Source organism: Streptomyces sp. NBC_01016, from assembly GCF_026341035.1.
In the GTDB taxonomy this organism is placed as follows: domain Bacteria; phylum Actinomycetota; class Actinomycetes; order Streptomycetales; family Streptomycetaceae; genus Streptomyces.
Genome location: NZ_JAPEOQ010000002.1, coordinates 3,645,901 through 3,667,726 on the forward strand (window position 1 = coordinate 3,645,901; position 21,826 = coordinate 3,667,726).

Here is a 21,826-nt window from a genome sequence, read left to right on the forward strand (position 1 = left end):
GTGCTCACGCCCGACCCAGGGTGCGGCGCGCGGCGGCGGCGATGCCCTGCGCGGTCAGCCCGAAGTGCTCCAGCAGGAACGCGGTGCTGCCCGTCGGCGCGAACGCCGGCACGCCGAGCATGCGGAAGGGGACGGGGCACTGCTCGGCGACGACGCGCGCCACCGCGGCGCCGAGACCACCGGACAGTAGTCCTTCCTCGGCGGTGACGATGCCACCGGTCTCCCGGGCCGCGGCCACCACGGCCTCCGTGTCCAGCGGCTCAACGGACGCCATGTTGAGCACCCGAGCCGAAATCCCCTCATCGGCAAGGAGCTTGGCCGCCTCCATCGCGCGCGAGACCATCGTGCCCACCGCGATGACGGTGACGTCGGTTCCGTCCGTGAGGCACGTGGCCCGGCCGATGGTGAACGCCGTATCCGACGGGGTGACGGCGGGCACCTTGAACCGCGGGATCCGCAGGTACGTGGGTGTGCCGGACGCGGCCGCCCAGCGCACGGCGGCACGGGTCTCGGCGGGGTCGGCCGGAACGACGATGCCCAGGCCCGGCACCGCGCGCAGCCACGACAGATCCTCGATGGAGTGGTGCGTGGGGCCCAGCTCCCCGTAGGCCATGCCCGGACTCTGCCCGCACAGCACCACGTGCCGGTGGGTGTAGGCGATATCGGCCTTGATCTGCTCCAGGGCGCGGCCGGTCAGGAAGGGCGCCGCGGCGGATACGAAGGGGATGAACCCGGCGTTGGCCAGGCCCGCCGCGACGCCGACCATGTCCTGCTCGGCGATGCCGACGTTGACGAGCCGGTCGGGGAACTCCTCGCGGAACGCCATGAGATTGCTGGAGCCGACCGAGTCGTTGCAGACGGCGACGATGCGCTCGTCGGCGCGGGCCAGGGCGGCGAGCTCGTCGGCGAAGTCCGCGCGGCAGTCGTACGTCGGCGCCTGCTCTGCCACGGCCGTCACCGGCTCAACTCCCGCAGCGCGAGCGCCACTTGTTTGTCGGTCGGCACCTTGTGGTGCCACTCGACACGGTCCTCCATGAACGACACGCCCTTCCCCTTCACGGTGTTGGCGATCACCGCGACCGGGCGTCCCGTGGTGGACGGCGCGTATGCCTCCTTGATGGCCCGGTGGTCGTGGCCGTCGATCACGCGCACCTCCCAGCCGAAGCTCGCCCACTTCTCGTTCAGCGGCTCGAGGGTCTTGGTGTCCTCGGTGCGGGCGCCCTGCTGCAGCCGGTTGCGGTCGACGACGGCCGTCAGGTTGGACAGGCCGTAGTGGGCGGCGGTCATCGCGGCCTCCCAGTTGCTGCCCTCCTGCATCTCGCCGTCGCCCAGGACGACGAGCGTGCGCCAGTCCTCGCCACGGATCCGGGCGCCGAGCGCACAGCCGGTGGCGACCGGGAAACCGTGCCCCAGCGGGCCGGTGTTGGTCTCGACGCCCGGCACCTTCAGGCGTGCCGGATGGCCGTTGAGCGGTGACAGCGGCGCCATGAACCCGGTCAGCCGCGCCCGCGGGAAGAAGCCGCAGGAGGCGAGCGTGGAGTACAGGGCGGCGGCGCAGTGCCCCTTGCTGAGGACGAACCGGTCCCGCAGCGGTGCGCCCGGATCGGCCGGTTCGACCCGCAGCGCTCCCCACAACGCGGTCACCAGCAGATCCGTCACCGACAGGTCGCCGCCCACGTGCCCCATGCCGGCGGCCTGAATGGTGGTGAGGATGTCGCGGCGTACAGCGGTGGAGATCTGGGCGAGTTCCGCGGCGGCCTCGTCCGGGGACGCGGCCCGCAGCCGCGCGTTGCGCCGCCGGTACGCGTCGGCCGCCGGCCCGTCGGCCCGCAGCGGCGCGGCGGCCTCCAGGGTGGCCGTCACTGCGCCTCGCTCTCCGCCAGCGCCCGGAACAGGGCGCGTTTCGCGACGCGTTGGGCGCCGAGCGCGTCCTGCGCGGCCTGGCGCGCGGCGAGTTCCTCCCGGTCCAGGTAGCCAAGCGCCCGGTGGAAGGCGCGCATCGTGCGGATCCCGGTGCGTGCCGCCTCGACGGGGTCCTCACGGAACGGGAACTGGTCCAGCTGCCACACGCCTTCCCAGCCCGCGTCGTGCAGCGCGTAGAAGAACTCGAACGTCTCCAGGAGGTGTACGGAGCCGACGACCATGTCGTCGTCCCAGCCCCGGAAGTTGTCGTTGACGTCGATGGCGAAGAGCTTGTCGCGGGCGATCGCCAGGCGCGCGGCCTCCGCCGGGGTCTCGCCCCCGTACAGCGAGTGCCCGAAGTCGAGCAGTACGCCGACATTGTCGACGCCCATGTCCTCGATGGCCAGCAGGGTCCGTGCGACGGAGGAGAACACCATGCGGTTGCGCGGCTCGCGCGGTTTGTACTCGATGGCGAAGTTCAAGTCGGGGTAGGCCCGGGCGAGTTCACGGATGGCGCCCACGGACTTGTCCCACAGGTCGGTGTAGTCGGCCTGGAACGGATAGTCGTAGCCGTCCTGTCCCGGCCACAACTTGACGTACTCCACGCCGAGTTCGCGCCCCACCTCGGCCGATTCGGCCACCAGCTCGATCGCCTGGCGGCGCACGGCGGGGTCCGGGTTGGTGAAGCCGCCCTTGGCGAACTTGCCGGTGTAGAACTCCGGGGTCACGGCGATGGCCCGCAGATTCTGCTCGGCGAGCGCGCCCTTGACCTCCTTCGTGCTGATGTCGCCGGGCGGGAAAGGCCAGTTGAGGTCGAGCACCGACAGGTCGCCGACGGCGCCGGCCAGCTTGATGGCGTCGAGAACGGTGCGGGGCTCGCCGTAGCCGTCCGTGGCGTAGCGGTCGACATAGGTGGCGAAGTGCCAGACGCCCGCGCCGTACACCGGATCGGACGCATCGTTGTGAATGTCTATGCGCTCACGATTGGACATGTAGCGGACCGTACGGAGGGGCGTGGAGCGGTGTCAAGGTATGTGTACTGGTGGGTCGTCGGCACCGTGCGCCGATGGCACCGGACGGGCGGCCGCCCGAGTGTGCGGCCGCCCACCGATCCGTCAGCCCTCGTCCCCGGTGGCCGACTCGCTGCCTCCCGTACGCAGCCACACCGCCGTGTCCGCCGGCAGCAGCCCGTCCTCCGTCAGCGGGCCGCTCGCCAACAGCACCTCGCCAGGCGGGAGATGGGCCGGCGGGCCGTCGACGTTCACTACGCACTCCCAGCCGCCGGAGCGGGTGAAGTGCAGCAGTTGCTCGGCCTCTGCCATCCCCGCCTCGCCCAGTACCTCGCTGCCGGGCGCCCCCGGTCGCAGCAGCTCGCGGCGCAGGCGCAGTGCCGCCCGGTAGAAGGCGAGCTGCGAGTCGGGGTCCCGGTCCTGGGCCGCGACCGACAGTGCGCCGAAGCCCTCCGGCTGCGGCAGCCAGGCCGGCGCGTCACCGAAACCGTACGACGGGCCAGGGCACCCTCGACGTCCTGCTCCCTACCGGCCAGGGCTCCGACGTCTACGCCGACATGGTGCGGAAGTCCGGCCGGGGCGCCCTGCTGTGCTACTACCGCATCGAGGACGGAACCCACGTCGACTCCCTCGTCGACACCTTCCCCGGCAAGCTCCGTCCGATCGTGCCGTGCCACCGTGCCGCCTTCGAGGCCATGGAGGAGTGGGTCGCCGGAAAGGGCCGGCCCCCGGCCGGTCACACCGTCCGGCGCCCGGCCGACGCGGACACCGAGACGCTGCTCACCAGTTGCCCGTTGGAGTAGCGTCAGCGCTTCAGGTCGCGCAGACACTTGCCGAACTTCTCCAGGCCGTCGATGTTGCGCGGTCCACCACCGGCCCGGCCCCGCTCGGCCTCGCCCTCATCGCGCCCGCCATCGCCACCTTCGGGACCCAACCGGTGCTGCTCACCTGTGCGTTGATCTGCTTCCTGGCCCCGGCGGCCGCCGCCCTCGCCCCCACGGCGCGACACTTCACGCGAGCGCCGGGCGCCCAGGTAAACCCCCGCCGCCAGGTGTAGGAAACTCCACCCCACCGACGGGCACTGCGCCCCATGTGCCCGCCCCCGTCGCTCCATAGCGTCGTCACCGGGGCACAAGCGGTGCCCCACGTGAAGACGTGGAGGTGCCGACGATGTTCGGACGTACGAGTCGTGCGCGAAGGAAGGCCCGGCCGGCACGCGGCCGGGAGGCACTGCGGCTCGACCGGGTGCGCAAGGTGTACGGGACGGACGAGGCCGCGGTGACCGCGCTGGACGGGGTGTCGCTGAGTCTGCCCACCGGGAGTTTCACCGCGGTCATGGGGCCCTCCGGCTCCGGCAAGTCGACGTTGCTGCAGTGCGCGGCCGGGCTCGATCGGCCGGACGGCGGGACCGTCACCGTCGACGGGGAAGAGCTGACCGGAGGCAACGAAGCGGCGCTCACCAAGTTCCGGCGCACCCGGATCGGGTTCGTGTTCCAGCAGTACAACCTCCTCGACACCCTCACCGTGGAGCAGAACACGAGCCTGCCGCTGCGACTCGCCGGGCGGCGTGTCGACCGGGCGCGGGTGCGCGAGACACTGCGGCAGGTGGGGCTCGCGGAGCGCCTCGGGCATCGGCCCGCCGAACTGTCCGGCGGGCAGCGCCAACGCGTCGCGATCGCCCGCGCGCTGGTCGCCGAACCGGCCGTGCTCTTCGCCGACGAGCCGACCGGCGCGCTCGACACCCGCAGCGCGCGGGAGGTCCTCACCCTGCTCCGGGAGGCGGCGCGGCTGCACGGCCGCACCGTCGTGATGGTCACCCACGACCCGGTGGCCGCCTCGTACGCCGACACGGTGCTGTTCCTCGCGGACGGACGGCTCGCCGGGCGCCTCGACGCGCCGAGCGTGGACGCCGTCGCCGAACGGCTCGCGCACCTCGGGGACCGTCCGACGACGACCACCACGGCCAACGCCGCGGCGCACACCGAGATGGAGGTGTGAGCGCATGTTCTCCCTGGCCCTGCGGTCCGTGCGGCATCGCCCCGGACGATTCGCCGCGACGCTGCTGTCCGCGTTCCTCGGCGCGGTGATCGTCATGTCCTTCGACTCGCTCTACGACACCGCCGCCCAGGCCGGCGTCGACGACACCAGTGCCACGACCCTGACCACGTCAGCGAGCGTGGTCGGCGGGTACGGCACGCTCCTGGTGTTCTTCGCGATCGCCTCCACTCTGACCGTGAACGTACGCCAGCGCGCCGTGGAACTGTCCCTGCTCCGCAGTTGCGGCGCGACGCCAGCACAGATCAAGCGCATGGTCGTCGGCGAGGCGGCCGTGATCGGGGTCTTCGCGTCACTGCTCGCCATCGGACCCGCCGTGCTCGGCGGGCGCGCGCTGGTGGGTGCCTTCCAGGACACCGGGCAGGTCGCGCACGCCGTCGACCCGGTGTTCGGGCCGGTCGCGGCGGGCAGCGGCGCCGCGGTGACGGTGCTGGCCGCGACCGGTGCCGCGTTCCTCGCGGTGCGCCGCGCCACCCGGCAGCTGGCCGGCGAGCGACGGCCGCGCGGACGCCTGCGGACCGTCGGCGGGACCGCGGCGCTCGTGCTCGGCGTCTGCTCGGCGAGCGCCACCTTCGCGTTCGACGCGACCGATCCGGCGCTGATGGCGCTCCCTGCCTACGGCGCGATTCTGCTCTCCATCGGCTTCGCCGCGTTCGCCCCCGCGCTGCTGCGCGCCGCGCTCGCGGTGCTCACCTGGCCGCTCACCGCGCTGACCGGCGCGAGCGGGTACTTGACGATCCACAACCTGCGACAGCGCGCCGGGGACCTCTCCGCCGTGCTGATGCCGCTGATCCTTTTCATCGGCGTCGCGACGGCGACGCTCTCCATGCAGGCCGTGGAGAACGACGCGGTCGCGTCCTCCGGCCTCGCGCGCAGCGTCGACGACAAGAACCTCGCGACGCTCAACCTGATCGTCGTCGGCATCATCGTCGTCTTCGCCTGCATCATGCTGATCAACAGCCTGTACGCGGCGACCGTCCACCGGCGCCGCGAGTTCGGCGGCCAGCGGCTCGCGGGCGCGACCCCGGGCCAGGTCCTCACGATGGTCGGCGCGGAGAGCGCGGTCCTGACGGTCACCGGCGTGGTGGCGGGGACGATCGCGGCGCTCGCCGGGCTCGTGCCGTTCACCGCGGTGCGTGCCGACGGAGTGCTGCCGGGGCAGGGGCCGTGGATCTGGGCGGCCACGGTCGCCGTCGCCGTCGCGGCGACGTTCGGCACCGGACTCGCCACGACACGGCGGGTGTTGCGCGCCCCGGCGGTGGAGGCGGTGGCCGTTGCCGCCTGAGGCGCCGGAGTCGGCCCGGCATAATCGGAGCGGAACGGGCCTACGGGGCGGCGGACGGATCACCGACATGCACGTCACACGGATCGAACGGATCGAGCGGATCAAGGGGGCGGCGCTGGCCGGGGCTCGTGGCCTCGCGCTGTCCCTGCTGTCGCTCGCCGGATCCCTCGTCCTGTTCGTGACGTCCGTCGTCTCGATCGTCTGCATCGTGGTCGGCGTCGGCCTGTTCACCACCCCGCCGCTGCTGCGGCTCGTCCGCTCCCACGCCGACGTACGGCGCATGCTGGCGGCGCGCTGGTGCGGCGTGACGATCCCGCGGGCCGCGTACCGGACCCGGTCGGGCGACCGGCTGCCCGGTCCGCTCGGGCAGCCGGACGCGTGTCTGCGGATGCTGCGCGACCCGGCGACCTGGCGGAACCTGCGCTGGCTTGTGGCCGACATGACCGCCGGGTTCGCCACCGCCCTGCTGCCCGCCGCGCTCGTCGCGTACCCGGTCGAGGGCTACGCGCTCGCGGCGGGACTCTGGCGCGTGTTCGACGGGGGAGTGTGGTGGTACGGCTTCGTCCCGGTCAGCGGCCAGGCCACCGCACTGGCCGCCGCCGTACTCGCCACCCTCATCGCCGTCGCCGCCTATTACGTGGCGGAACCGATGCTCCGCGTCCACTTCACGCTCACCCGCCGGCTGCTCGCCCCGCACGGCGCCGAGCTGCGGCACCGCGTCGAGGAACTCGCCCGGACCCGGCACGACGCCGTCGACGCCTCCGCCGCCGAACTGCGCCGCATCGAACGCGACTTGCATGACGGCGCGCAGGCCCGGCTCGTCGCGATGGGCATGAACCTCGGCACCGTCGACGCACTCATGGAGAGCGACCCGGCGACCGCCCGGGCGCTGCTCGCCCGGGCCCGCGCCGACTCCGTCCGGGCGCTGGAGGAACTGCGCGAGCTCGTCCGCGGCATCTACCCGCCCGTCCTTGCCGAACGTGGCCTCTCCGACGCCGTCCGCGCGCTGGCCCTGCGGATGCCCGTGCCCGTGGAGCCCCGGACCGAGCTGCCCGGCCGCCCCGAGGCCGCCGTCGAATCCGCCGCCTACTTCGCGACGAGCGAGGCGCTGACGAACGCCGCCAAGCACGCCGCAGCCACCCACGTCCGCCTCCAACTCACTCACCAGCACGGCGTCCTGCGCATCGACGTCACCGACGACGGCCGCGGCGGCGCCGACCCCGAAGGCTCCGGCCTGCGCGGCGTCGCCCGCCGACTCGACGCCTTCGACGGCACCCTCACCGTGAACAGCCCCGACGGCGGACCCACCAGCGTCACCATGGAGATCCCGTGCAGCCTGCTCCCGCCCGGTAGCGTGGCGTGAGCCGATTGCCGAGAGCCTCACGGGAGCCAGTGTGCGCGTAGTGATCGCCGAGGACCTCTTCCTGCTGCGCGACGGACTCGTACGCATGCTGGAGGCGTTCGGCTTCGAGGTGCTCGCCGCGGTGGACAACGGACCCGCCCTCGCCCGCGCGCTCGAGGAACCGAGCCTCGAGGTCGCCGTCGTCGACGTCCGGCTCCCGCCGACCCAGACCGACGAGGGCCTGCGGTGCGCCCTCGCCGCCCGCCGCGCCCGTCCCGGCCTGCCGATCCTGGTCCTCTCCCAGCACGTCGAGCAGTTGTACGCGCGTGAACTCCTGGCCGACGGCAAGGGCGGCATCGGCTATCTGCTCAAGGACCGTGTGTTCGACGCCGCGCAGTTCGTCGACGCCGTGCGCCGCGTCGCCGCGGGCGGCACCGCGATGGACCCCGAGGTCATCTCGCAGCTCCTGGCCCGCAGTTCCACCCGCGACCGTGCCGTGAACCGCCTCACGCCCCGGGAGACCGAGGTGCTCGAACTGATGGCCCAGGGCCGCTCCAACGCCGCCATCGCCGAGAAGCTCGTCGTCACGGAACGCTCGGTGTCCAAGCACACCGCCAACATCTTCCAGAGGCTGGAGCTCACCGTGTCGGACGACGACAACCGGCGGGTACTCGCGGTGCTGGCGTATCTGGACCGAGGATGAGCCGAGCGAGAGGAAGACCCGTGTCCCTGTCCGCTTTCGACCGTGCCTATGACGAACTCCTGGCCCGCTGGCCCGAGTTCACGAAGGAGCGCGACGTCGTCACGCCGTACGGGCGCACCCGGGTCCATGTGCACGGACCGGCGGACGGCAGACCGCTCGTGCTGCTGCCCGGCGGCTCGGCGACCGGTCTGGTCTGGTTCGCCAACGCACCGGCCCTGGGCAAGAGGTACCGGATCTACGCGGTCGATCTGCTGGGCGACGCAGGGCGTACCGAACGCCGTGGCGTACCGCTGCGGAACGCCGACGACCTGATGGTCTGGATGGACGCGCTGCTTGACGGGCTCGGCCTCACTCGCACGCATCTGTGCGGCCACTCGTACGGCGCCTGGATAGCCGTCCGGTACGCGCTGCACGCGCCGGGGCGGATCGACAGGCTCGCCCTCGTCGACCCCACGCAGGTCTTCGCCGGATTCCGCCCCGGCTATCTGCTGCGCGCGCTGCCCACCCTCGTCCGTCCGAGCGAGGCCCGTGCCCGCGCCTTTCTGGCCTGGGAGACGCGGGACGCCCACCCGGACGAGGACTGGCAACGTCTCTACACGCTGGCCGGCATGGTTCCCGGTCGTAAGCTCATCGCCGGTGGCCGCCCGCGGGTCGCCGGCCTCCGGATGCCGGTGCTGACGCTGCTCGCGGAGCACAGCCGCGCCCACCACGCAGGCAAGGTCGCCGACACGGCCCGCCGGACGCTCCCGCAGGGTGAGGTGGCCGTGCTCCGCGGAGCCACGCACCACTCCCTGCCGCTCACCGCACCGGAGGAGTTGAACGCCCCGCTGATGGAATTCCTGGGGTGACGTGACGGATCCGGATCAGTGGTGGCTCCGGATCAGTGGCGGATCCGGATCACCGCTCCCGGGCCGTCAACTGTTCCATCACCGCGCTCAGCAACTCCGCCGGAACCCGCAGCGCATGCAGCGCCGAGATCTTCGACGTCAGCGGTCCTGAGGAAGTCACGATGCGCCACATCTCCAGCTTCGTGGGGTTGTCGAACTGGGCCGCGGCGAGGATGCCCTGAATGGTGTCCCGCGTGCGGTCCGGGTGGAGCGGCGAGCCGAGCTTCACCTCGACCGTCGTGGCGGAGGAAGTGGCCGCGGCCCCGACCGTGACGCTGAACCGGCCCGGACCGCCGGTGACTTCGCAGGGGTTGCCGTCGACGAGGGCCGGGCCCGTGGGCAGGTCCGCCAGGAACGTGACCGTCCAGGTGCGGGCGGCGGGAACGATGCCCTCGGGGCCGTCCGCCGGGCCGATGCGCAGGGTGCCGGAACCGGCGTCCCACTCCAGACGCGTGGTGACCGTGCGCAGGTTCGTGCCGTCGCCCTGGCCGTCGTCCTCGATCAGGGTGAACGTGCCGCTTTCCGAGGGGGCGACGAGCAGTTCCAGGTGTCCGGGGTTGCGGGTGGCGTCCAGGTCGTCGGGCCCGGCCAGCGGGAGGATGCCGCCGCCGCGCAGCAGGGCCGGCATCCCGTCGAGGCCGCGGTGCAGCTCGATGTGGCGGTCGCCGTCGTACACCGTGCCGGTGAAGATGTCGGTCCAGGTGCCGGGCGGCAGCCAGGCCGGTGTGGACGACAGCAGTGTCACCTCGTCCCGGCGGGTGGTGAGGGGCGCCACGATCAGCTCGCTGCCGAAGGTGAACTGGTTGGGTACGTCGTACGCCTCGGGGCGCTCGGGCTCGACGTGGTACATCGGGCGCACCAGCGGTGTGCCCGTCGCCGCGACGTGGTTCATGGTGTGCAGGTACGGCACGAGCCGGTGCCTGAACCGGAGCGCCTCGCCCATCGCCTGCCGGGGCTCGGACGGGAACTGCCACGGCTCCTTGCGGATGAACGGGTTGCTCGCCGAGTGCAGGCGCAGGATGGGGGAGAAGACACCCAACTGGAGCCAGCGCGTGGCCAGTTCGTCGTCGCGGACACCGCGCGTGTGGCCGCCGATGTCGTGACTCCACCAGCCGTAGCCGATGTTGGCCGAAGACGCGGTGAACTCGGGCTGGAAGGCAAGGGATTCCCAGGACACCACAGCGTCGCCGGAGAAGCCGACACCGTAGCGCTGGCTGCCGGGACCGGCGTAGCGGGAGAACGCCATCGGCCGGCGGCCCTCGCGCCCGGAGTCGAGGAAGTGGAAGTGGTTCAGGAGCCACAGCGGGTCCACGTCGGGGATCCGTGACGTGCTGCCCTGCTGCCAGTCGACCCACCAGAAGTCGACACCCTGGTCCTCCAGCGGGTGGTGCAGGAGGCGGAAGTAGGCGTCGAGGAACGCGCGGTCGGTGAGGTCGAAGGGGATCGTCGCGTCGGAGGCGGGATCGACACCGACTGCCCGCGCCACCTCCGGGTACGCGTCCTCGAACGGGCGGACCCCGTCGGCGGGGTGCAGGTTCAGTGTGGTCCGCAGGCCGCGGCGGTGCAGCTCGCCGAGGAAGGCCTCCGGGTCGGGGATGAGCTTCCGCTCCCACGAATAGCCCGTCCAGCCGGTGCCGTACTTCGCGGGCACCGAGTCGACGCGGTGCCAGTCCATGTCGATGACGGCCACGGAGAACGGCAGCTTCTCCGCGTCGAAGCGGTCGAACAGTTCCAGGTACGAGTCGGTGGTGTACGCGTGGTAGCGGCTCCACCAGTTGCCCAGCGCCCAGCGCGGCAGCACGGGCGGGCGCCCCGACAGCGCGTACAGCGCCTGCACGGCCTCGCCGTAGTCGTGGCCGTACGCGAAGACGTACAGGTCGAGCCGGCCGGGCTCGCGCGATGCCACCCAGCCCTCGGCGTCGAAGAGGAACGACGCCGAGTCGTCGATGACGGCGATCCCGTCGCGGGCGGCGACACCGTCCTCCAGCGGGATACGCCCGTCCGCGTCGTCGAGGGTGCGGGCCGTGCCGCCCAGGTTGTCGGGGCGCCGCTCCCCGAAGCGCCAGCGGCCACCGGCCGGGGACGTGACGACCAGGCCGTTCGCGCTGAACTCCCGCCGGTCGTAGAGGAGATGGAGGCGGCTCGTGGACACCTCAAGGGCCTCGTCGCTCTCCCGGACCGTGAACTCGGGCGTGGGCCGGTCGCGGTGGAGGGCGAAGCTCGACGCGCGGTCCTCGAACCCGCCGTCCTCGGACCACTCCAGACGCAGCAGCCCCTCGGTGAGCACGGTGACACGCCAGTGGTCGCCGCGCAGGACCGACGCGTCCTGGGCGCGGGGGTGGGCCGGGATCCTGCTGAGTGCTGTCGTTGTCATTGCTTGACGGCCCCTTGGGTCAGTCCGCTGATCACCCAGCGCTGGGAGAACAGGTAGACGAGTACGGTCGGTGCCATCGCCATGAGGTAGGAGGCGAAGGCGACGTTGTAGTTGGTGTCGAACTTGCTCTGGAAGATGTTCTGGAGGACCGGCAGCGTCTGCAGCCCCGGATCGGATGTGATCAGCGAGGGCAGCATGAAGTCGTTCCACGAGGCGAGGAACGCGAAGATGCCGACCGTCGCGTTCATCGGTCCGAGCAGCGGCAGGATGATGCGCCGGAAGATCTGCCACGTCGTGGCCCCGTCCATGCGCGCGCTCTCCTCCAGCTCCATCGGGATCGAGCGCAGATACGCCGTGTACAGCAGCACGCTGAACGACAGTTGGAAGACGATGTGCAGCAGGATGACGCCCACCGGGCTGTCGATGTCCAGCAGCGCGGTCAGCTTGATCTGCGGCAGCGCCACCACGGGGAACGGCAGGAACATCGCGCCCAGCAGATAGAAGAACGACCAGCGGAAGATCCGCCGGTCCCAGTTGCGGGCGATGGCGTACGCGGCGAGCGAGCTGAGCGCCAGCGTGCCGAGGACCGAGGCCGCGGCCACCGCCACGGAGATCGAGAACGAGACGGGGAAGCGCGTGATGCGCCAGGCATCGGCGAAGTTGCCCAGGTCGATGGGCCACGGCAGCGCGAAGGCATCACCGTCGGCCGCCTGCGATGAGGTCTTCAGGGACATCGCGACGGCGACGTACAGCGGAATCAGGACCGCGAGCGAGGCGACCACGAGCAGGAGGGTGGCCGGCCGGTTGGTGGCGCCCTTGCCGCGGCGGCGGGCGCGGGCGGTGGCCTGCCGCAGCGGTGGTGTGTGCCGTGTGGTGCGCTCGGACGGCGGGAGAGTGGTGGTCATGACAGCCGAAGCCCCCTTCCGCGGGTGGCCAGGAGTTGCAGCAGGGACACCGCGACCGTGAGCACGAAGAAGATCGTGGCGTTGGACATCTGGTAGGCGTAGTCGCCGTCCGTGTAGCCGGTGAAGATCTTCATGGCGACGCTGTGCGTCGCGGTGCCGGGCCCGCCGTCGGTGAGGCCCTTGATGACGTCGTAGGCGTTCAGATAGCCCTTGACGCCCAGGATCGTGTTGATGGTGACGTACCCGGACACCAGCGGCAGCGTGATGGACCGGAATCGGCGCCAGGCGGAGGCTCCGTCGATGGCGGCCGCCTCGTACAGCTCACCGGGGATCGCCAGGAGACCGGCGATGTAGATGAGCAGCGCGCCCGGCAATGTCTGCCACGCGGAGACGATCATGATGGCGACCCAGGCGAGGCTGGGATTGCCCAGGATGCTTTCCTCCAGCGGTCCGATCCCTAGCGAAGTGGCGATCGACGGAAGGGTGTTGGCGAAGAGGTAGCTGAAGACGTACGCGGCGACGATCCCGGAGATCATCATCGGGATGACGAAGACGCCCCGCAGCGCCGTCAGGAACCGGACCCGGCTCGTCAGCCCGATCGCCAGCGCCAGCGCGACGCTCTGCGCGAGGACCACGGTCACCAGGGCGAAGCCGAGGGTGAACTTGTACGACTCCCAGATGGCGGGGTCGGAGAGGAGAGCCACATAGTTCGTCAGGCCGGTGAACCGCCACTCGCCGAAGCCGACGTAGTCGGTGAAGCTGTAGAAGATGCCGACCAGGGCGGGTCCCAGGACAAGTCCCGTGAACAGTACGAGAGTCGGTAGCAGGAACCAGTAGTAGATGGGTTCGACCCGGCGCCGCGGTCGGGCGGACGGGGTGACGGACGCACCTCTTGGGAGGGGTGGAGGGACAGCCATGAGATCTCCTACTTCGTGGAGGAGCGGATCGCCATCCGCCGCCAGTCGGCGTCGAGTTGCCGCAGCACCGCGTCGAAGTTCCCGGTCGCGATCGCGGTCTGGAGGTAGTTGCCCACGGGGATCGACGCCGGGATGAAGGTGCCCGCACCGAGGTAGAAGGCGGCCGAGTCGACGTAGGGCTGCAGCCCGGACAGCCGCGGGTCCTTCGCCGCCGGCGCGTCCTTGGTGACTCCGTACGCGAGGTTGTCCCGGTTGTACGCGTCGATGATCTCGGGCCGCATCAGGAAGTCGACCAACTCCTTCGCCTCGTCAGGGTGTTCGGCCCCGGTCGGTATCCACAGCGCGAGGTCGATGTTCACGCGCGCCTTGCGGTCGGCGGCCCGCTCCGTGACGGGCAGCGGGAAGGTGCCGATGTCCAGGTGCGGATCGACCGCGGCGATCTGCGTCAGTGCCCAGGGGCCCTGCAGATACATGGCCGCGCGGCCCTTGCCGAAGGCGAGATTCCCGTCCGGGTACGAGCGGGTGGCGGCGTCCCGGTTGTAGAACTTCGCGACGGTACGGGCCCGGTCCATGGCCTCGGCGAAGTCCTTCTGGAACGAGACGGGCGAGGACGGGCCGATGTCCGTGCCCTGCTCCTGGAGCTTGTGGAAGAAGGACGCGGTGTCGACGAGCCCGCCGGCGCAGTAGTCGAACAGGCCCTGCCAGACCGTCCATTCCTCCTTGCTCGTCGCGTAGATCGGTGTGACCTTCGCGGCCTCCAACTCCTTGCACACGTCGACGAATTCGGACCACGTCGTCGGCACCGGAAGGCGGTACTTCGCGAAGATCTTCTTGTTGTAGATGACTCCGGCGGCGGCCAGCGAGTACGGCAGCACGCTGGTTCGCCCCGGATACGTCGCGTACTGCTTGGCAAGCCGGGCGACGCTGCCGGTGATGCGGCGGGCCGAGGGCCGGTCCGACACGTCGGAGAGCACGCCGCGCTCGATGTACCGGGCCAGCTCCAGGTTGTTGTTGAAGCAGCCCACATCGGCGGGCTGGGCGCGGACGAACTGCGGCGCGATGGCGTCCGTCGTGTCGTGCACCACGCGCACCCCGGGCCGGCTTCGTTCGAACTTCCCCAGCACCTTGTCGAAGTAGGCGAGAACTTCCCGCTTCTGCAGATAGAAGCGCATGGTGGTCCGCGACTGCCCGGCCGCGTCGCCGCCGCAGCCGGTGAGCCCGAGGGCGCCGAGCGCGGCTCCGGCCCCGGCCGCGGCGACGAAGCCGCGCCGGCTCGGACCGCGGGCACCCCGGATCACGGCTCGCTCTGGTCCGATCGTCACCTCGTCGCCTCCTGAGAGTGGTGTCACACACCTGGGGACGTGCGGGCCCCGAGGCGTGTGAGTTGAGTTACGAGCAGAGCGCGGCGAACTTACAGCGCTGTAAATTTGGGTGTCAACAGGTAGTGTTCGGCGCGCAGTCGGCGGAGCGTCCCACCAGGCGCGGAACCCGCGTCAGTCCACATCCACGCGGCGGACACCGCGTCGGCCCACCAGGAGGCGAAGTGCCCAACGTCCGCCTGAGCGATGTCGCCCAGCACGCCGGCGTCTCGACGAAGACGGTCTCGAACGTCGTCCACGGCTATGTGCACGTACGAGAGAGCACGCGCGCCAAGGTCCAGCGCGCCATCGACGAGCTGGGCTACCGGCCCAACCTGCGCGGCCGCAACCTCGCCACAGGACGCACCGGAATGATCGCGCTCGCCTTCCCCGACCTGCGCATCCCGTACTTCGCCGAGCTCGCCCACGTCCTGTCGCGGGCGGCGGGGGAGCGCGGATACCGGCTGCTGTTGGAGGAGTCGGGCGACGCCCCGGACGTCGAGCGCGCCATGCTGTCCGCGCAGGAGGCGGGCGTCGTCGACGGTGTGCTCCTGCAGCCGTCGTGGTTGAACTCCACGGAGATCGCCCAGCACCGCAGAGGGGTCCCGGTCGTCCTCCTGGGCGAGAGTGCGGCGCCGCTCACCCTCGACCACGTGCGGATCGACAACATCGGCGCGGCGGCGCAGGTCGTCGGGCATCTCGCCGCACTCGGGCGCCGCCGCATCGCCTACCTGTGCGCCGAGGAGTCGGCGCCGAGCGAGACCTCGCGCCAGCGCCTCATCGGCTACCAACAGGGCCTGGAAGCCTGCGGACTTCCGGTCGACCCCTCCCTGATCGTCACCGGTCGGGTGGCCGACGCGCACTCCGCCGCACGGACCCTCGGCGCCGCGCTCGACGACGGGATGGCGCCGGACGCCGTCTTCTGCCGCGACGACCTGGTCGCGCTCGGCGCGCTGCGGGCTCTCGGGGAGCGGGGGCTGCGGGTGCCTGAGGACGTCGCCGTCACGGGCTGGGACGACAGCAGGCTTGCGTCGGCGGTGCGGCCGAGCCTGACCTGCGTACGGGCCGACGAGGTCGAACTGGCCCGGCGCGCGCTCGACTTGCTGATCGAGCGCATCGAGGGCTTCGACGGGCTCGGGCGGCACGAGTTCGTGGCGCACTCGCTGGTGGTCCGGGAGAGCGCGCCGGAGCCGACTGTCTGAACGGAGCGCGGGCCGAGGGCGGCCCGGCAGTTCTCCTGTTCTCATTTACAGCGATGTAAATCGATGCTGAGATGAGCGTCGAGAGCAGCCGGTTCGGCGGCGCGTGGACCGCGCCGCACCGTGCTCCTCGAACGCTGCCGTCACGACGACCCAGGAGAGTGCATGGCCCAGGACCTGCCCCGCCCGGAGTATCCGCGCCCCGGCTTCGTCCGGACGGACTGGCTCAACCTCAACGGCCCGTGGCAGTTCGCCCGGGACCCCGGCGACAGCGGCCTCGAACGCGGCCTGGCCGACGCCGAGTTGCCTGACCGGATCACCGTCCCGTTCTGCCCGGAGTCGGAGCTGTCCGGCATCGGTGACACCGACTTCCACGCCGCCGTCTGGTACCGGCGCACCGTGCGGGTGCCCGCCGAGTGGGCCGGGCGCAGGGCCGTGCTGCACTTCGGGGCCGTGGACCACGACGCGACGGTCTGGGTGAACGGACGGGAAGTGGCCCGGCACAGCGGCGGATTCACCTCGTTCAGCGCCGACCTGGGCGACGCGGTGCGGCCCGGCGAGGACGCCACGATCGTGGTGCGGGCCAGGGACGAGTCCAAGGGCCCGCAGGCGCGCGGCAAGCAGTCCGACCGCTACGCCAACTACAGCTGCCTCTACACCCGTACGACGGGCATCTGGCAGACGGTGTGGATGGAGCCGGTCGCCGACACGCACCTCGGCCGCCCTCGCATCACTCCCGACCTGGCCGCGGGCTGCTTCCACCTGGAACTGCCGCTGTCCGGGAGCCGCGCGGGCCACCGCGTCCGCGCCCGCCTCACCGACGCGCAGGGCACCGTGGCCGAGGCCTCGGTCGCCGCCCACCTCGACCTCGCGCCGCGCCTGGTGCTGGTCATCCCCGAGGACCGGCGCAGGAGTTGGTCGCCCGAGGACCCGCACCTGTACGAGATCCACCTCGACGTCGTCGACGCATCCGGCGCGGTCGTCGACTCGGCGGTGTGCACGGCGGGCCTGCGCTCGGTCACCGTCGACGGCAAGCGGGTGCTCCTCAACGGCGAACCGGTCTTCCAACGCCTCGTCCTCGACCAGGGCTACTACCCCGACGGCCTGATGACGGCCCCCGACGACGCGGCGCTCGTCCGCGACATCGAACTCTCCCTCGCCGCCGGGTTCAACGGGGCCCGCCTGCACCAGAAGGTCTTCGAGGAGCGCTTCCTGCACCACGCCGACCGCCTCGGCTACCTGGTGTGGGGCGAGTTCGGCGACTGGGGCGCGAGCACGGGCCCCGTGAGCGAGGACAACCAGCAGCCCACCAGCGGCTTCGTGGCGCAGTGGCTGGAGGCCGTCGAGCGCGACTACAACCACCCGTCGATCATCGGCTGGTGCCCGCTCAACGAGACACGCCAGCGGCTCTCCGACCGCCGATCCGTCCTCGACGAGGTCACCCGGGCCATGTTCCTCGCCACCAAGGCCGCCGACACCACCCGCCCCGTCCTCGACGCCTCCGGCTACGCACACCGCGTACCGGAGACGGACATCTACGACTCCCACTGCTACGAGCAGAACCCGGAGGTCTTCGGGAAGCTGATGAGTGGCCTCGCCAAGGACGAGCCGTTCATCAACCCGCAGGACGAGGCGCCGGACGCCACTTGGTCCGTCCCGTACCGCGGACAGCCGTACTTCTGCAGCGAGTTCGGCGGTATCTGGTGGAACCCGGACGAGGCGGAGGCCGCGGGCGAGGACCGCGACGTCTCATGGGGCTACGGCCAACGCCCGCGCGACGAGGGGGAGTTCCAGCACCGCTTCGCCGGACTCACCGGCGTACTCCTGGACGACCCGGACATGTTCGGCTACTGCTACACGCAGCTCACCGACGTCTTCCAGGAGCAGAACGGCGTCTACCGCTTCGACCGCTCCGAGAAGCTGGACGTGGCGCGCGTGCGCGCGGCGCAGGTGCGGCCCGCCGCCATCGAGGGGGACGGGACGAACTGAGGTCGAAGGCGGGCCCCGTACGCACGGGTGTGCGGGGCCCGCGATGCTCACGGGTGGCTTCACCCGCCGCGCGACAGCGCCGGTGGCCTGGTCCGACGAAGCCGCCGCCTCGGCTGCCACCATGACCCAGGACGGACACACACGCCTGGAGGTCACCGCATGCCGGCAAAACCCATGCAGATCGCGGCCCTTGTCGTCGACGCCGAGGACCCCGAGCGGCTGGCCGCCTTCTGGTCCGAGCTGCTCGGGCGGCCGATCGAGACGCGTACGGGCCCGTACATCTGGCTGCGCCGGGAGGGCGGCCTGGTGTTCGGGTTCCAGCGGAATCCGCGGCCCACGCCCGGCAAGGTCCGTATGCACGTCGACCTGACCTCGCCCGACCTCGCCGCCGAGCAGCAGCGGGTCGAGGCGCTCGGTGGGCGGCGGCTCGAGGAGTACGACGAGGGCGGGTTCCTGGTGATGGCGGACCCGGAGGGCAACGAGTTCTGCATCCTGCCCGAAGGGTCCGTCGACATGGACGACGACGGGCGCGCCCACTACCTGGAGTGATCCGGCTCGCTGGAGTGGTCGACCGACTCGCGGGCGGCCGGGACCGTCCCCTCCGGCGCCGTGCTGTCCGGCAGCGCCGCCGCCGTCTCGTACCGCCGGGCCCCGAACCGGTACACCACCACCAGCACCAAAAAGAACGGCAGGCCCGCCTTCCAGGAGTCGTCCAGGCCCTCGATGAACAGGGTGGAGACCAGGATCGCCGCGAGGGCGAGGGCCGCCGCGACGGTGGTGAAGGGGGCGCCGCGCAGCCGGGCCGGTGAGGCGGGCAGGCCGTGCCGGGTGCGGTGGCGGCGGAAGGCCAGGTGCGTGGCCAGGATGAGGATCCACACCACCAGCGCGCCGAACACCGAGATACCGAAGAGCATGATGTACGCCGTGTCCTCGGAGTGCACCGAGAGGAGCGCGGCCGCGCCCAGGCCGATGCCGGATACGGCGAGCGCCCGGTGCGGGACGCCCCGCGTACCGACCCGCGCGAACAGTCGCGGCGCGTGCCGGTCCACCGCCAGGGAGTGGATCATGCGCGTTGCCAGGTACGTGTTGGCGTTGGCGCTGGAGAGGGCCGCGGTGAGGACGACGAAGTTCATGATGCCGGCCGCCGCCGGGATGCCCGCGACGTCGAAGAGCTGCACGAAGGGGCTCGCCGTGACGTCGCCGCCCTTCGCGGTGCGCGTCCACGGCACGACGGTGACGACGATCGCCATGGCCAGGACGTAGAACAGCGCGAGGCGGACGACCATCCGCCGGGCGGCACGGGGGATGTCCCGCACCGGGTTCTCGGACTCGGCCGCGGTCACCGCGATGATCTCGGTGCCGATGTAACTGAAGATCACGAAGACGAAGGCGGTCGCGAGGCCGCTCATACCGTGTGGCAGCAGTCCGCCGTGGCCGGAGAGGTTCGAGGTGCCGACCGCCGGGTGGCCGGGCAGGCCGGGGAAGACGTACGCGCAGCCCAGCAGCACGAACACACCGATCGCGGTGATCTTGATGGTGGAGAACCAGTACTCCAGGCGGCCGAACACACCGACGCTCAGCGCGTTCGCCGCGAGGAGCAGCAGCGAGAACGCCACCACCGGGAGCCAGAGCGGGAGTTCGGGCCACCAGAAACGCACGTAGATGCCGGCCGCGATCACCTCGCCACCGATCGCGATCACCTGGATCGTCCAGTACGTCCAGCGGATCACGAACCCCGCGAGCGGGCCCAGATAGTGCCGCGCGATGCTGCCGAAGGAGCCGGTCGCCGGGTGCACGGACGTCATCTCGGCGAGCGCCCAGCCGATCACCAGGGCGATCAGCGCGCAGACCACATAGGCGATCACCGTGGCCGGGCCCGCGGCCGAGATGGCGAGACTCGAACCGAGGAACAGGCCGGTGCCGATGGCGCCGCCGAGCCCCATCATGCTGAGCTGACGCCCGGTCAGGGACCGCTTCAGGCCGTGGTCTTGCGGTGGTACCGGGTCGGTGCGCGGGTCGTCGGGCATGTCACTCGCTCCGTGGTGGGTGCGGTGTTCCTGGACGTGCGCCTACTTGGCGCGTATCTCGCCGAGCGCGGCGATCAGCGCGTCGACGTCGGAGAGGGTGTTGTAGTAGTGGAACGAGACGCGGAGCAGGGTGCCGCGCGGACTGGTGACGATGCGACGCTCGGCGAGAGCCCCGGCCAGCGCGTCCGGATCCGGGTCGGCGAACGCCACCTGCGGCCCGCGCAGTTCGGGGTCCGCGGGCGAGGCCAGTGTCTCGCCGGTCTCGGTGAGGCGCTGGTGGGCGTACGCGGTGAGTTCGCGGATGTGCGCCTCGACGTCCTTGCCGTCGAGCTCCGCCAGCGTGCGCAGACCGGCCGCGGCGGCGTACGCGGAAGGGATCGACGGCGTGCCGGTCTCGAAGCGTCGCGCGGTGTCGGGGAAGTCGAGCGCACGGGGATCGAAACCGAAGGGATCGACCCGCCCGAACCACCCGGTGAGCTGCGGCGCCACCTCGTCCCGCGCACCGCCCCGCACATACAGAAAGGCGATGCCTGGAACGCCCAGCAGATACTTCAGCGCGCCGCACACCAGGTAGTCGCAGTCCAACTCCCGTACGTCGACGGGGAGTACGCCGAGCCCCTGGTACGCGTCGATGAACACGCGCGCGCCCGCGGCCCGCGCCGCCCGGATGGTGTCGGTGACCGGCAGCCGGACGCCGTTGCGGTACGACACCAGGGGGATGGAGACGAGATGGGTGGAGTCGTCGATGGCGTCCGCGTACCCGGCGGCGGGGACGATCCCGTCCTCGTCCGGCACGTGTCGCACCTGCGCGCCCCGCCCGCCCTGCGCGAGCCACACGTGCGCGATGGACGGAAACTCCATGTCCGTCGTGACCAGGCCCGGACGGTGTGACCAGTCCAGAGTCGAAGCCACCTGGTACGCCCCCTCGGAGGCGCAGCTCACCACGGCGATCTCGTCCGTGGTGGCACCGATGTGCGCGGCGAACGCGGCGCGCGCGGCGTCGACCTGCACCATCCACTCGCCCCACGGCGCGCCGTGACTGCGCATGGACCACTGGAAGTCCTGGAGCGCCGCCAGTACGTGCTCGGACGCCGCTCCCTGGCTGCAACTGGCCAGGTGGACCATGTCCTTGAGGGAGGGGAACCGGGCGCGGAAGCGTTCGGGTGTGTCCAGGGTGTCGATCGGCACGGGGCGACTCGCATTCAATCCCGGTGAACTTGTTCAGTGCGGGTGATCGAATCAGCCCGGTGCGTGCCGCGTCAATGGGTCTGCGGGCACCGGTACTTGGGCACCGGGGTCATCGGTTCGGCGGTGTCACACTCACCAGAAACCGCGCGGTCTCCCCACCCTCGTTGACGTACCGGTGCGGGACACGGGAGTCGAACGTGCAGCTGTCGCCGGGACCCAACTCGTAGCGCCCGTCGCCCGCTTCGACGACCAGGCTGCCGCTCACCAGCAGCACGCACTCCTCGGACGGATGGCTGTAGCGGGCGTCGGAGGACGCCCCGCCCGGCTCCAGCGTGCCCTCCAGGACCTCGAGCCGCGCCGACCCGGCCGACACCCGCGTGTACTCGATCCCGCCCTGCGGCGACCGCACCTGAATCCGCCGCTCGCGGCGCACCAGCGCGACCTCCTCCGCCTCGTCCTGCCGGAACAGGTCGAAGAGCGGGAGCCCGAGAGCGGCGGAGAGTCGGCGCAGCGTTTCGAGGCTGGGGTCGGTGAGCCCGCGCTCGACCTGACTGACGAGCCCGGTCGACACCCCGGCCGCCGCCGCCAGCTCCCGCACGGTCATCTTGTGGGCCTTGCGCAGCTCGCGTATCCGATTGCCGATCACGGGGCGAGGTTAGACCACAGTGGCTCGTCCTCCGAGGGG

The 21,826-nt window shown here is 71.2% G+C and carries 21 protein-coding genes; 9 read left to right on the top strand and 12 right to left on the bottom strand.

Annotation, left to right across the window (positions count from 1 at the left end; all coding sequences use genetic code 11):
• Positions 1–4 precede the first annotated feature (4 nt).
• The 4 genes from OG746_RS43305 to OG746_RS45735 all read right to left on the bottom strand — a co-directional run bounded on the left by OG746_RS43305 (position 5) and on the right by OG746_RS45735 (position 3,224).
• Positions 5–958, bottom strand: coding sequence for a transketolase family protein (locus OG746_RS43305; protein ID WP_266724782.1), 954 nt, complete (start codon positions 956–958; stop codon positions 5–7).
• Positions 955–1,863, bottom strand: coding sequence for a transketolase (locus OG746_RS43310; protein ID WP_266724784.1), 909 nt, complete (start codon positions 1,861–1,863; stop codon positions 955–957). The genes OG746_RS43305 and OG746_RS43310 overlap by 4 nt, the downstream gene beginning before the upstream one ends.
• Entirely contained in the window at positions 1,860–2,894 is a 1,035-nt protein-coding gene (locus OG746_RS43315) for a TIM barrel protein (protein WP_266724786.1), read from the bottom strand. Before OG746_RS43315 ends, OG746_RS43310 begins: the two co-directional genes overlap by 4 nt.
• Positions 2,895–3,017: 123 nt before the next feature.
• Complete coding sequence (locus OG746_RS45735) at positions 3,018–3,224, bottom strand: hypothetical protein (RefSeq protein ID WP_524540537.1); 207 nt, start codon at positions 3,222–3,224, stop codon at positions 3,018–3,020.
• A 125-nt stretch (positions 3,225–3,349) separates the two neighbouring features.
• Here OG746_RS45735 and OG746_RS43325 point away from each other — a divergent pair, with 125 nt between their 5' ends.
• Positions 3,350–3,715, top strand: a complete 366-nt coding sequence (locus OG746_RS43325; RefSeq protein WP_323179748.1) for a hypothetical protein — start codon at positions 3,350–3,352, stop codon at positions 3,713–3,715.
• A gap of 2 nt (positions 3,716–3,717) precedes the next feature.
• Here OG746_RS43325 and OG746_RS43330 read toward each other — a convergent pair whose 3' ends face one another.
• Positions 3,718–3,846 carry a hypothetical protein gene (locus OG746_RS43330; protein WP_266724787.1) on the bottom strand — a complete coding sequence of 43 codons (129 nt, stop codon included), beginning with the start codon at positions 3,844–3,846 and terminating at the stop codon, positions 3,718–3,720.
• 236 nt (positions 3,847–4,082) lie between these two features.
• Here OG746_RS43330 and OG746_RS43335 point away from each other — a divergent pair, with 236 nt between their 5' ends.
• The 5 genes from OG746_RS43335 (at position 4,083) to OG746_RS43355 (ending at position 9,145) form a co-directional block, all read left to right on the top strand.
• Positions 4,083–4,910 (top strand): ABC transporter ATP-binding protein, encoded by an 828-nt coding sequence (locus OG746_RS43335; RefSeq protein ID WP_266724789.1) that lies wholly within the window; start codon positions 4,083–4,085, stop codon positions 4,908–4,910.
• Positions 4,911–4,914: 4 nt separating this feature from the next.
• Positions 4,915–6,252: an ABC transporter permease gene (locus OG746_RS43340; RefSeq protein ID WP_266724791.1), complete on the top strand. Its 1,338-nt coding sequence runs from the start codon at positions 4,915–4,917 to the stop codon at positions 6,250–6,252.
• A gap of 67 nt (positions 6,253–6,319) precedes the next feature.
• A complete protein-coding gene (locus tag OG746_RS43345; RefSeq protein WP_266724792.1) occupies positions 6,320–7,615 on the top strand; it encodes a sensor histidine kinase in 1,296 nt (431 codons plus the stop codon).
• Positions 7,616–7,646: 31 nt separating this feature from the next.
• Positions 7,647–8,297 (top strand): LuxR C-terminal-related transcriptional regulator, encoded by a 651-nt coding sequence (locus OG746_RS43350; protein WP_266724794.1) that lies wholly within the window; start codon positions 7,647–7,649, stop codon positions 8,295–8,297.
• Positions 8,294–9,145, top strand: coding sequence for an alpha/beta fold hydrolase (locus OG746_RS43355; protein ID WP_524540538.1), 852 nt, complete (start codon positions 8,294–8,296; stop codon positions 9,143–9,145). Before OG746_RS43350 ends, OG746_RS43355 begins: the two co-directional genes overlap by 4 nt.
• A 49-nt stretch (positions 9,146–9,194) precedes the next feature.
• Here OG746_RS43355 and OG746_RS43360 read toward each other — a convergent pair whose 3' ends face one another.
• From OG746_RS43360 to OG746_RS43375, 4 genes are read right to left on the bottom strand one after another with little or no spacing between them, the layout of a single operon-like run.
• On the bottom strand, positions 9,195–11,558 hold the full coding sequence (locus OG746_RS43360) for a glycoside hydrolase family 31 protein (RefSeq protein ID WP_266724797.1): 2,364 nt from the start codon (positions 11,556–11,558) through the stop codon (positions 9,195–9,197).
• Positions 11,555–12,463 carry a carbohydrate ABC transporter permease gene (locus tag OG746_RS43365; RefSeq protein ID WP_323179749.1) on the bottom strand — a complete coding sequence of 303 codons (909 nt, stop codon included), beginning with the start codon at positions 12,461–12,463 and terminating at the stop codon, positions 11,555–11,557. Before OG746_RS43365 ends, OG746_RS43360 begins: the two co-directional genes overlap by 4 nt.
• Positions 12,460–13,380 (bottom strand): carbohydrate ABC transporter permease, encoded by a 921-nt coding sequence (locus tag OG746_RS43370; protein ID WP_266724799.1) that lies wholly within the window; start codon positions 13,378–13,380, stop codon positions 12,460–12,462. The genes OG746_RS43365 and OG746_RS43370 overlap by 4 nt, the downstream gene beginning before the upstream one ends.
• An 8-nt stretch (positions 13,381–13,388) precedes the next feature.
• Positions 13,389–14,702, bottom strand: a complete 1,314-nt coding sequence (locus OG746_RS43375; RefSeq protein WP_266724801.1) for an ABC transporter substrate-binding protein — start codon at positions 14,700–14,702, stop codon at positions 13,389–13,391.
• A gap of 221 nt (positions 14,703–14,923) precedes the next feature.
• Between OG746_RS43375 and OG746_RS43380 the strand changes: the two genes are divergently transcribed.
• From OG746_RS43380 to OG746_RS43390, 3 genes are all read left to right on the top strand, one after another.
• Entirely contained in the window at positions 14,924–15,940 is a 1,017-nt protein-coding gene (locus OG746_RS43380; protein ID WP_266724803.1) for a LacI family DNA-binding transcriptional regulator, read from the top strand.
• A gap of 162 nt (positions 15,941–16,102) precedes the next feature.
• On the top strand, positions 16,103–17,926 hold the full coding sequence (locus OG746_RS43385; protein WP_266724805.1) for a glycoside hydrolase family 2 protein: 1,824 nt from the start codon (positions 16,103–16,105) through the stop codon (positions 17,924–17,926).
• A gap of 159 nt (positions 17,927–18,085) precedes the next feature.
• Positions 18,086–18,475 (top strand): VOC family protein, encoded by a 390-nt coding sequence (locus OG746_RS43390; protein ID WP_266724807.1) that lies wholly within the window; start codon positions 18,086–18,088, stop codon positions 18,473–18,475.
• On the opposite strand, the gene OG746_RS43395 is transcribed toward OG746_RS43390, so the two are convergent.
• From OG746_RS43395 to relB, 3 genes are all read right to left on the bottom strand, one after another.
• Positions 18,463–19,953: an amino acid permease gene (locus OG746_RS43395; RefSeq protein WP_266724809.1), complete on the bottom strand. Its 1,491-nt coding sequence runs from the start codon at positions 19,951–19,953 to the stop codon at positions 18,463–18,465. The two genes, OG746_RS43390 and OG746_RS43395, sit on opposite strands and share 13 nt — an antisense overlap.
• A 42-nt stretch (positions 19,954–19,995) precedes the next feature.
• Positions 19,996–21,141: an aminotransferase class V-fold PLP-dependent enzyme gene (locus OG746_RS43400; RefSeq protein ID WP_266724810.1), complete on the bottom strand. Its 1,146-nt coding sequence runs from the start codon at positions 21,139–21,141 to the stop codon at positions 19,996–19,998.
• 109 nt (positions 21,142–21,250) lie between these two features.
• Positions 21,251–21,787, bottom strand: coding sequence for a type II toxin-antitoxin system RelB family anti-toxin (gene relB / locus OG746_RS43405; RefSeq protein WP_266724812.1), 537 nt, complete (start codon positions 21,785–21,787; stop codon positions 21,251–21,253).
• Between the last annotated feature and the right edge of the window lie 39 nt (positions 21,788–21,826).

Bases quoted from the DNA above. Each gene is read 5' to 3' on its own strand.
- OG746_RS43315 (WP_266724786.1), bottom strand. From the start codon at position 2,894: ATGTCCAATCGTGAGCGCATAGACATTCACAACGATGCGTCCGATCCG.
- OG746_RS43370 (WP_266724799.1), bottom strand. From the start codon at position 13,380: ATGGCTGTCCCTCCACCCCTCCCAAGAGGTGCGTCCGTCACCCCGTCC.
- OG746_RS45735 (WP_524540537.1), bottom strand. From the start codon at position 3,224: ATGGCAGAGGCCGAGCAACTGCTGCACTTCACCCGCTCCGGCGGCTGG.
- OG746_RS43390 (WP_266724807.1), top strand. From the start codon at position 18,086: ATGCCGGCAAAACCCATGCAGATCGCGGCCCTTGTCGTCGACGCCGAG.
- OG746_RS43345 (WP_266724792.1), top strand. From the start codon at position 6,320: ATGCACGTCACACGGATCGAACGGATCGAGCGGATCAAGGGGGCGGCG.
- OG746_RS43340 (WP_266724791.1), top strand. From the start codon at position 4,915: ATGTTCTCCCTGGCCCTGCGGTCCGTGCGGCATCGCCCCGGACGATTC.
- OG746_RS43395 (WP_266724809.1), bottom strand. From the start codon at position 19,953: ATGCCCGACGACCCGCGCACCGACCCGGTACCACCGCAAGACCACGGC.
- OG746_RS43360 (WP_266724797.1), bottom strand. From the start codon at position 11,558: ATGACAACGACAGCACTCAGCAGGATCCCGGCCCACCCCCGCGCCCAG.
- OG746_RS43385 (WP_266724805.1), top strand. From the start codon at position 16,103: ATGGCCCAGGACCTGCCCCGCCCGGAGTATCCGCGCCCCGGCTTCGTC.
- OG746_RS43355 (WP_524540538.1), top strand. From the start codon at position 8,294: ATGAGCCGAGCGAGAGGAAGACCCGTGTCCCTGTCCGCTTTCGACCGT.
- OG746_RS43335 (WP_266724789.1), top strand. From the start codon at position 4,083: ATGTTCGGACGTACGAGTCGTGCGCGAAGGAAGGCCCGGCCGGCACGC.
- OG746_RS43365 (WP_323179749.1), bottom strand. From the start codon at position 12,463: ATGACCACCACTCTCCCGCCGTCCGAGCGCACCACACGGCACACACCA.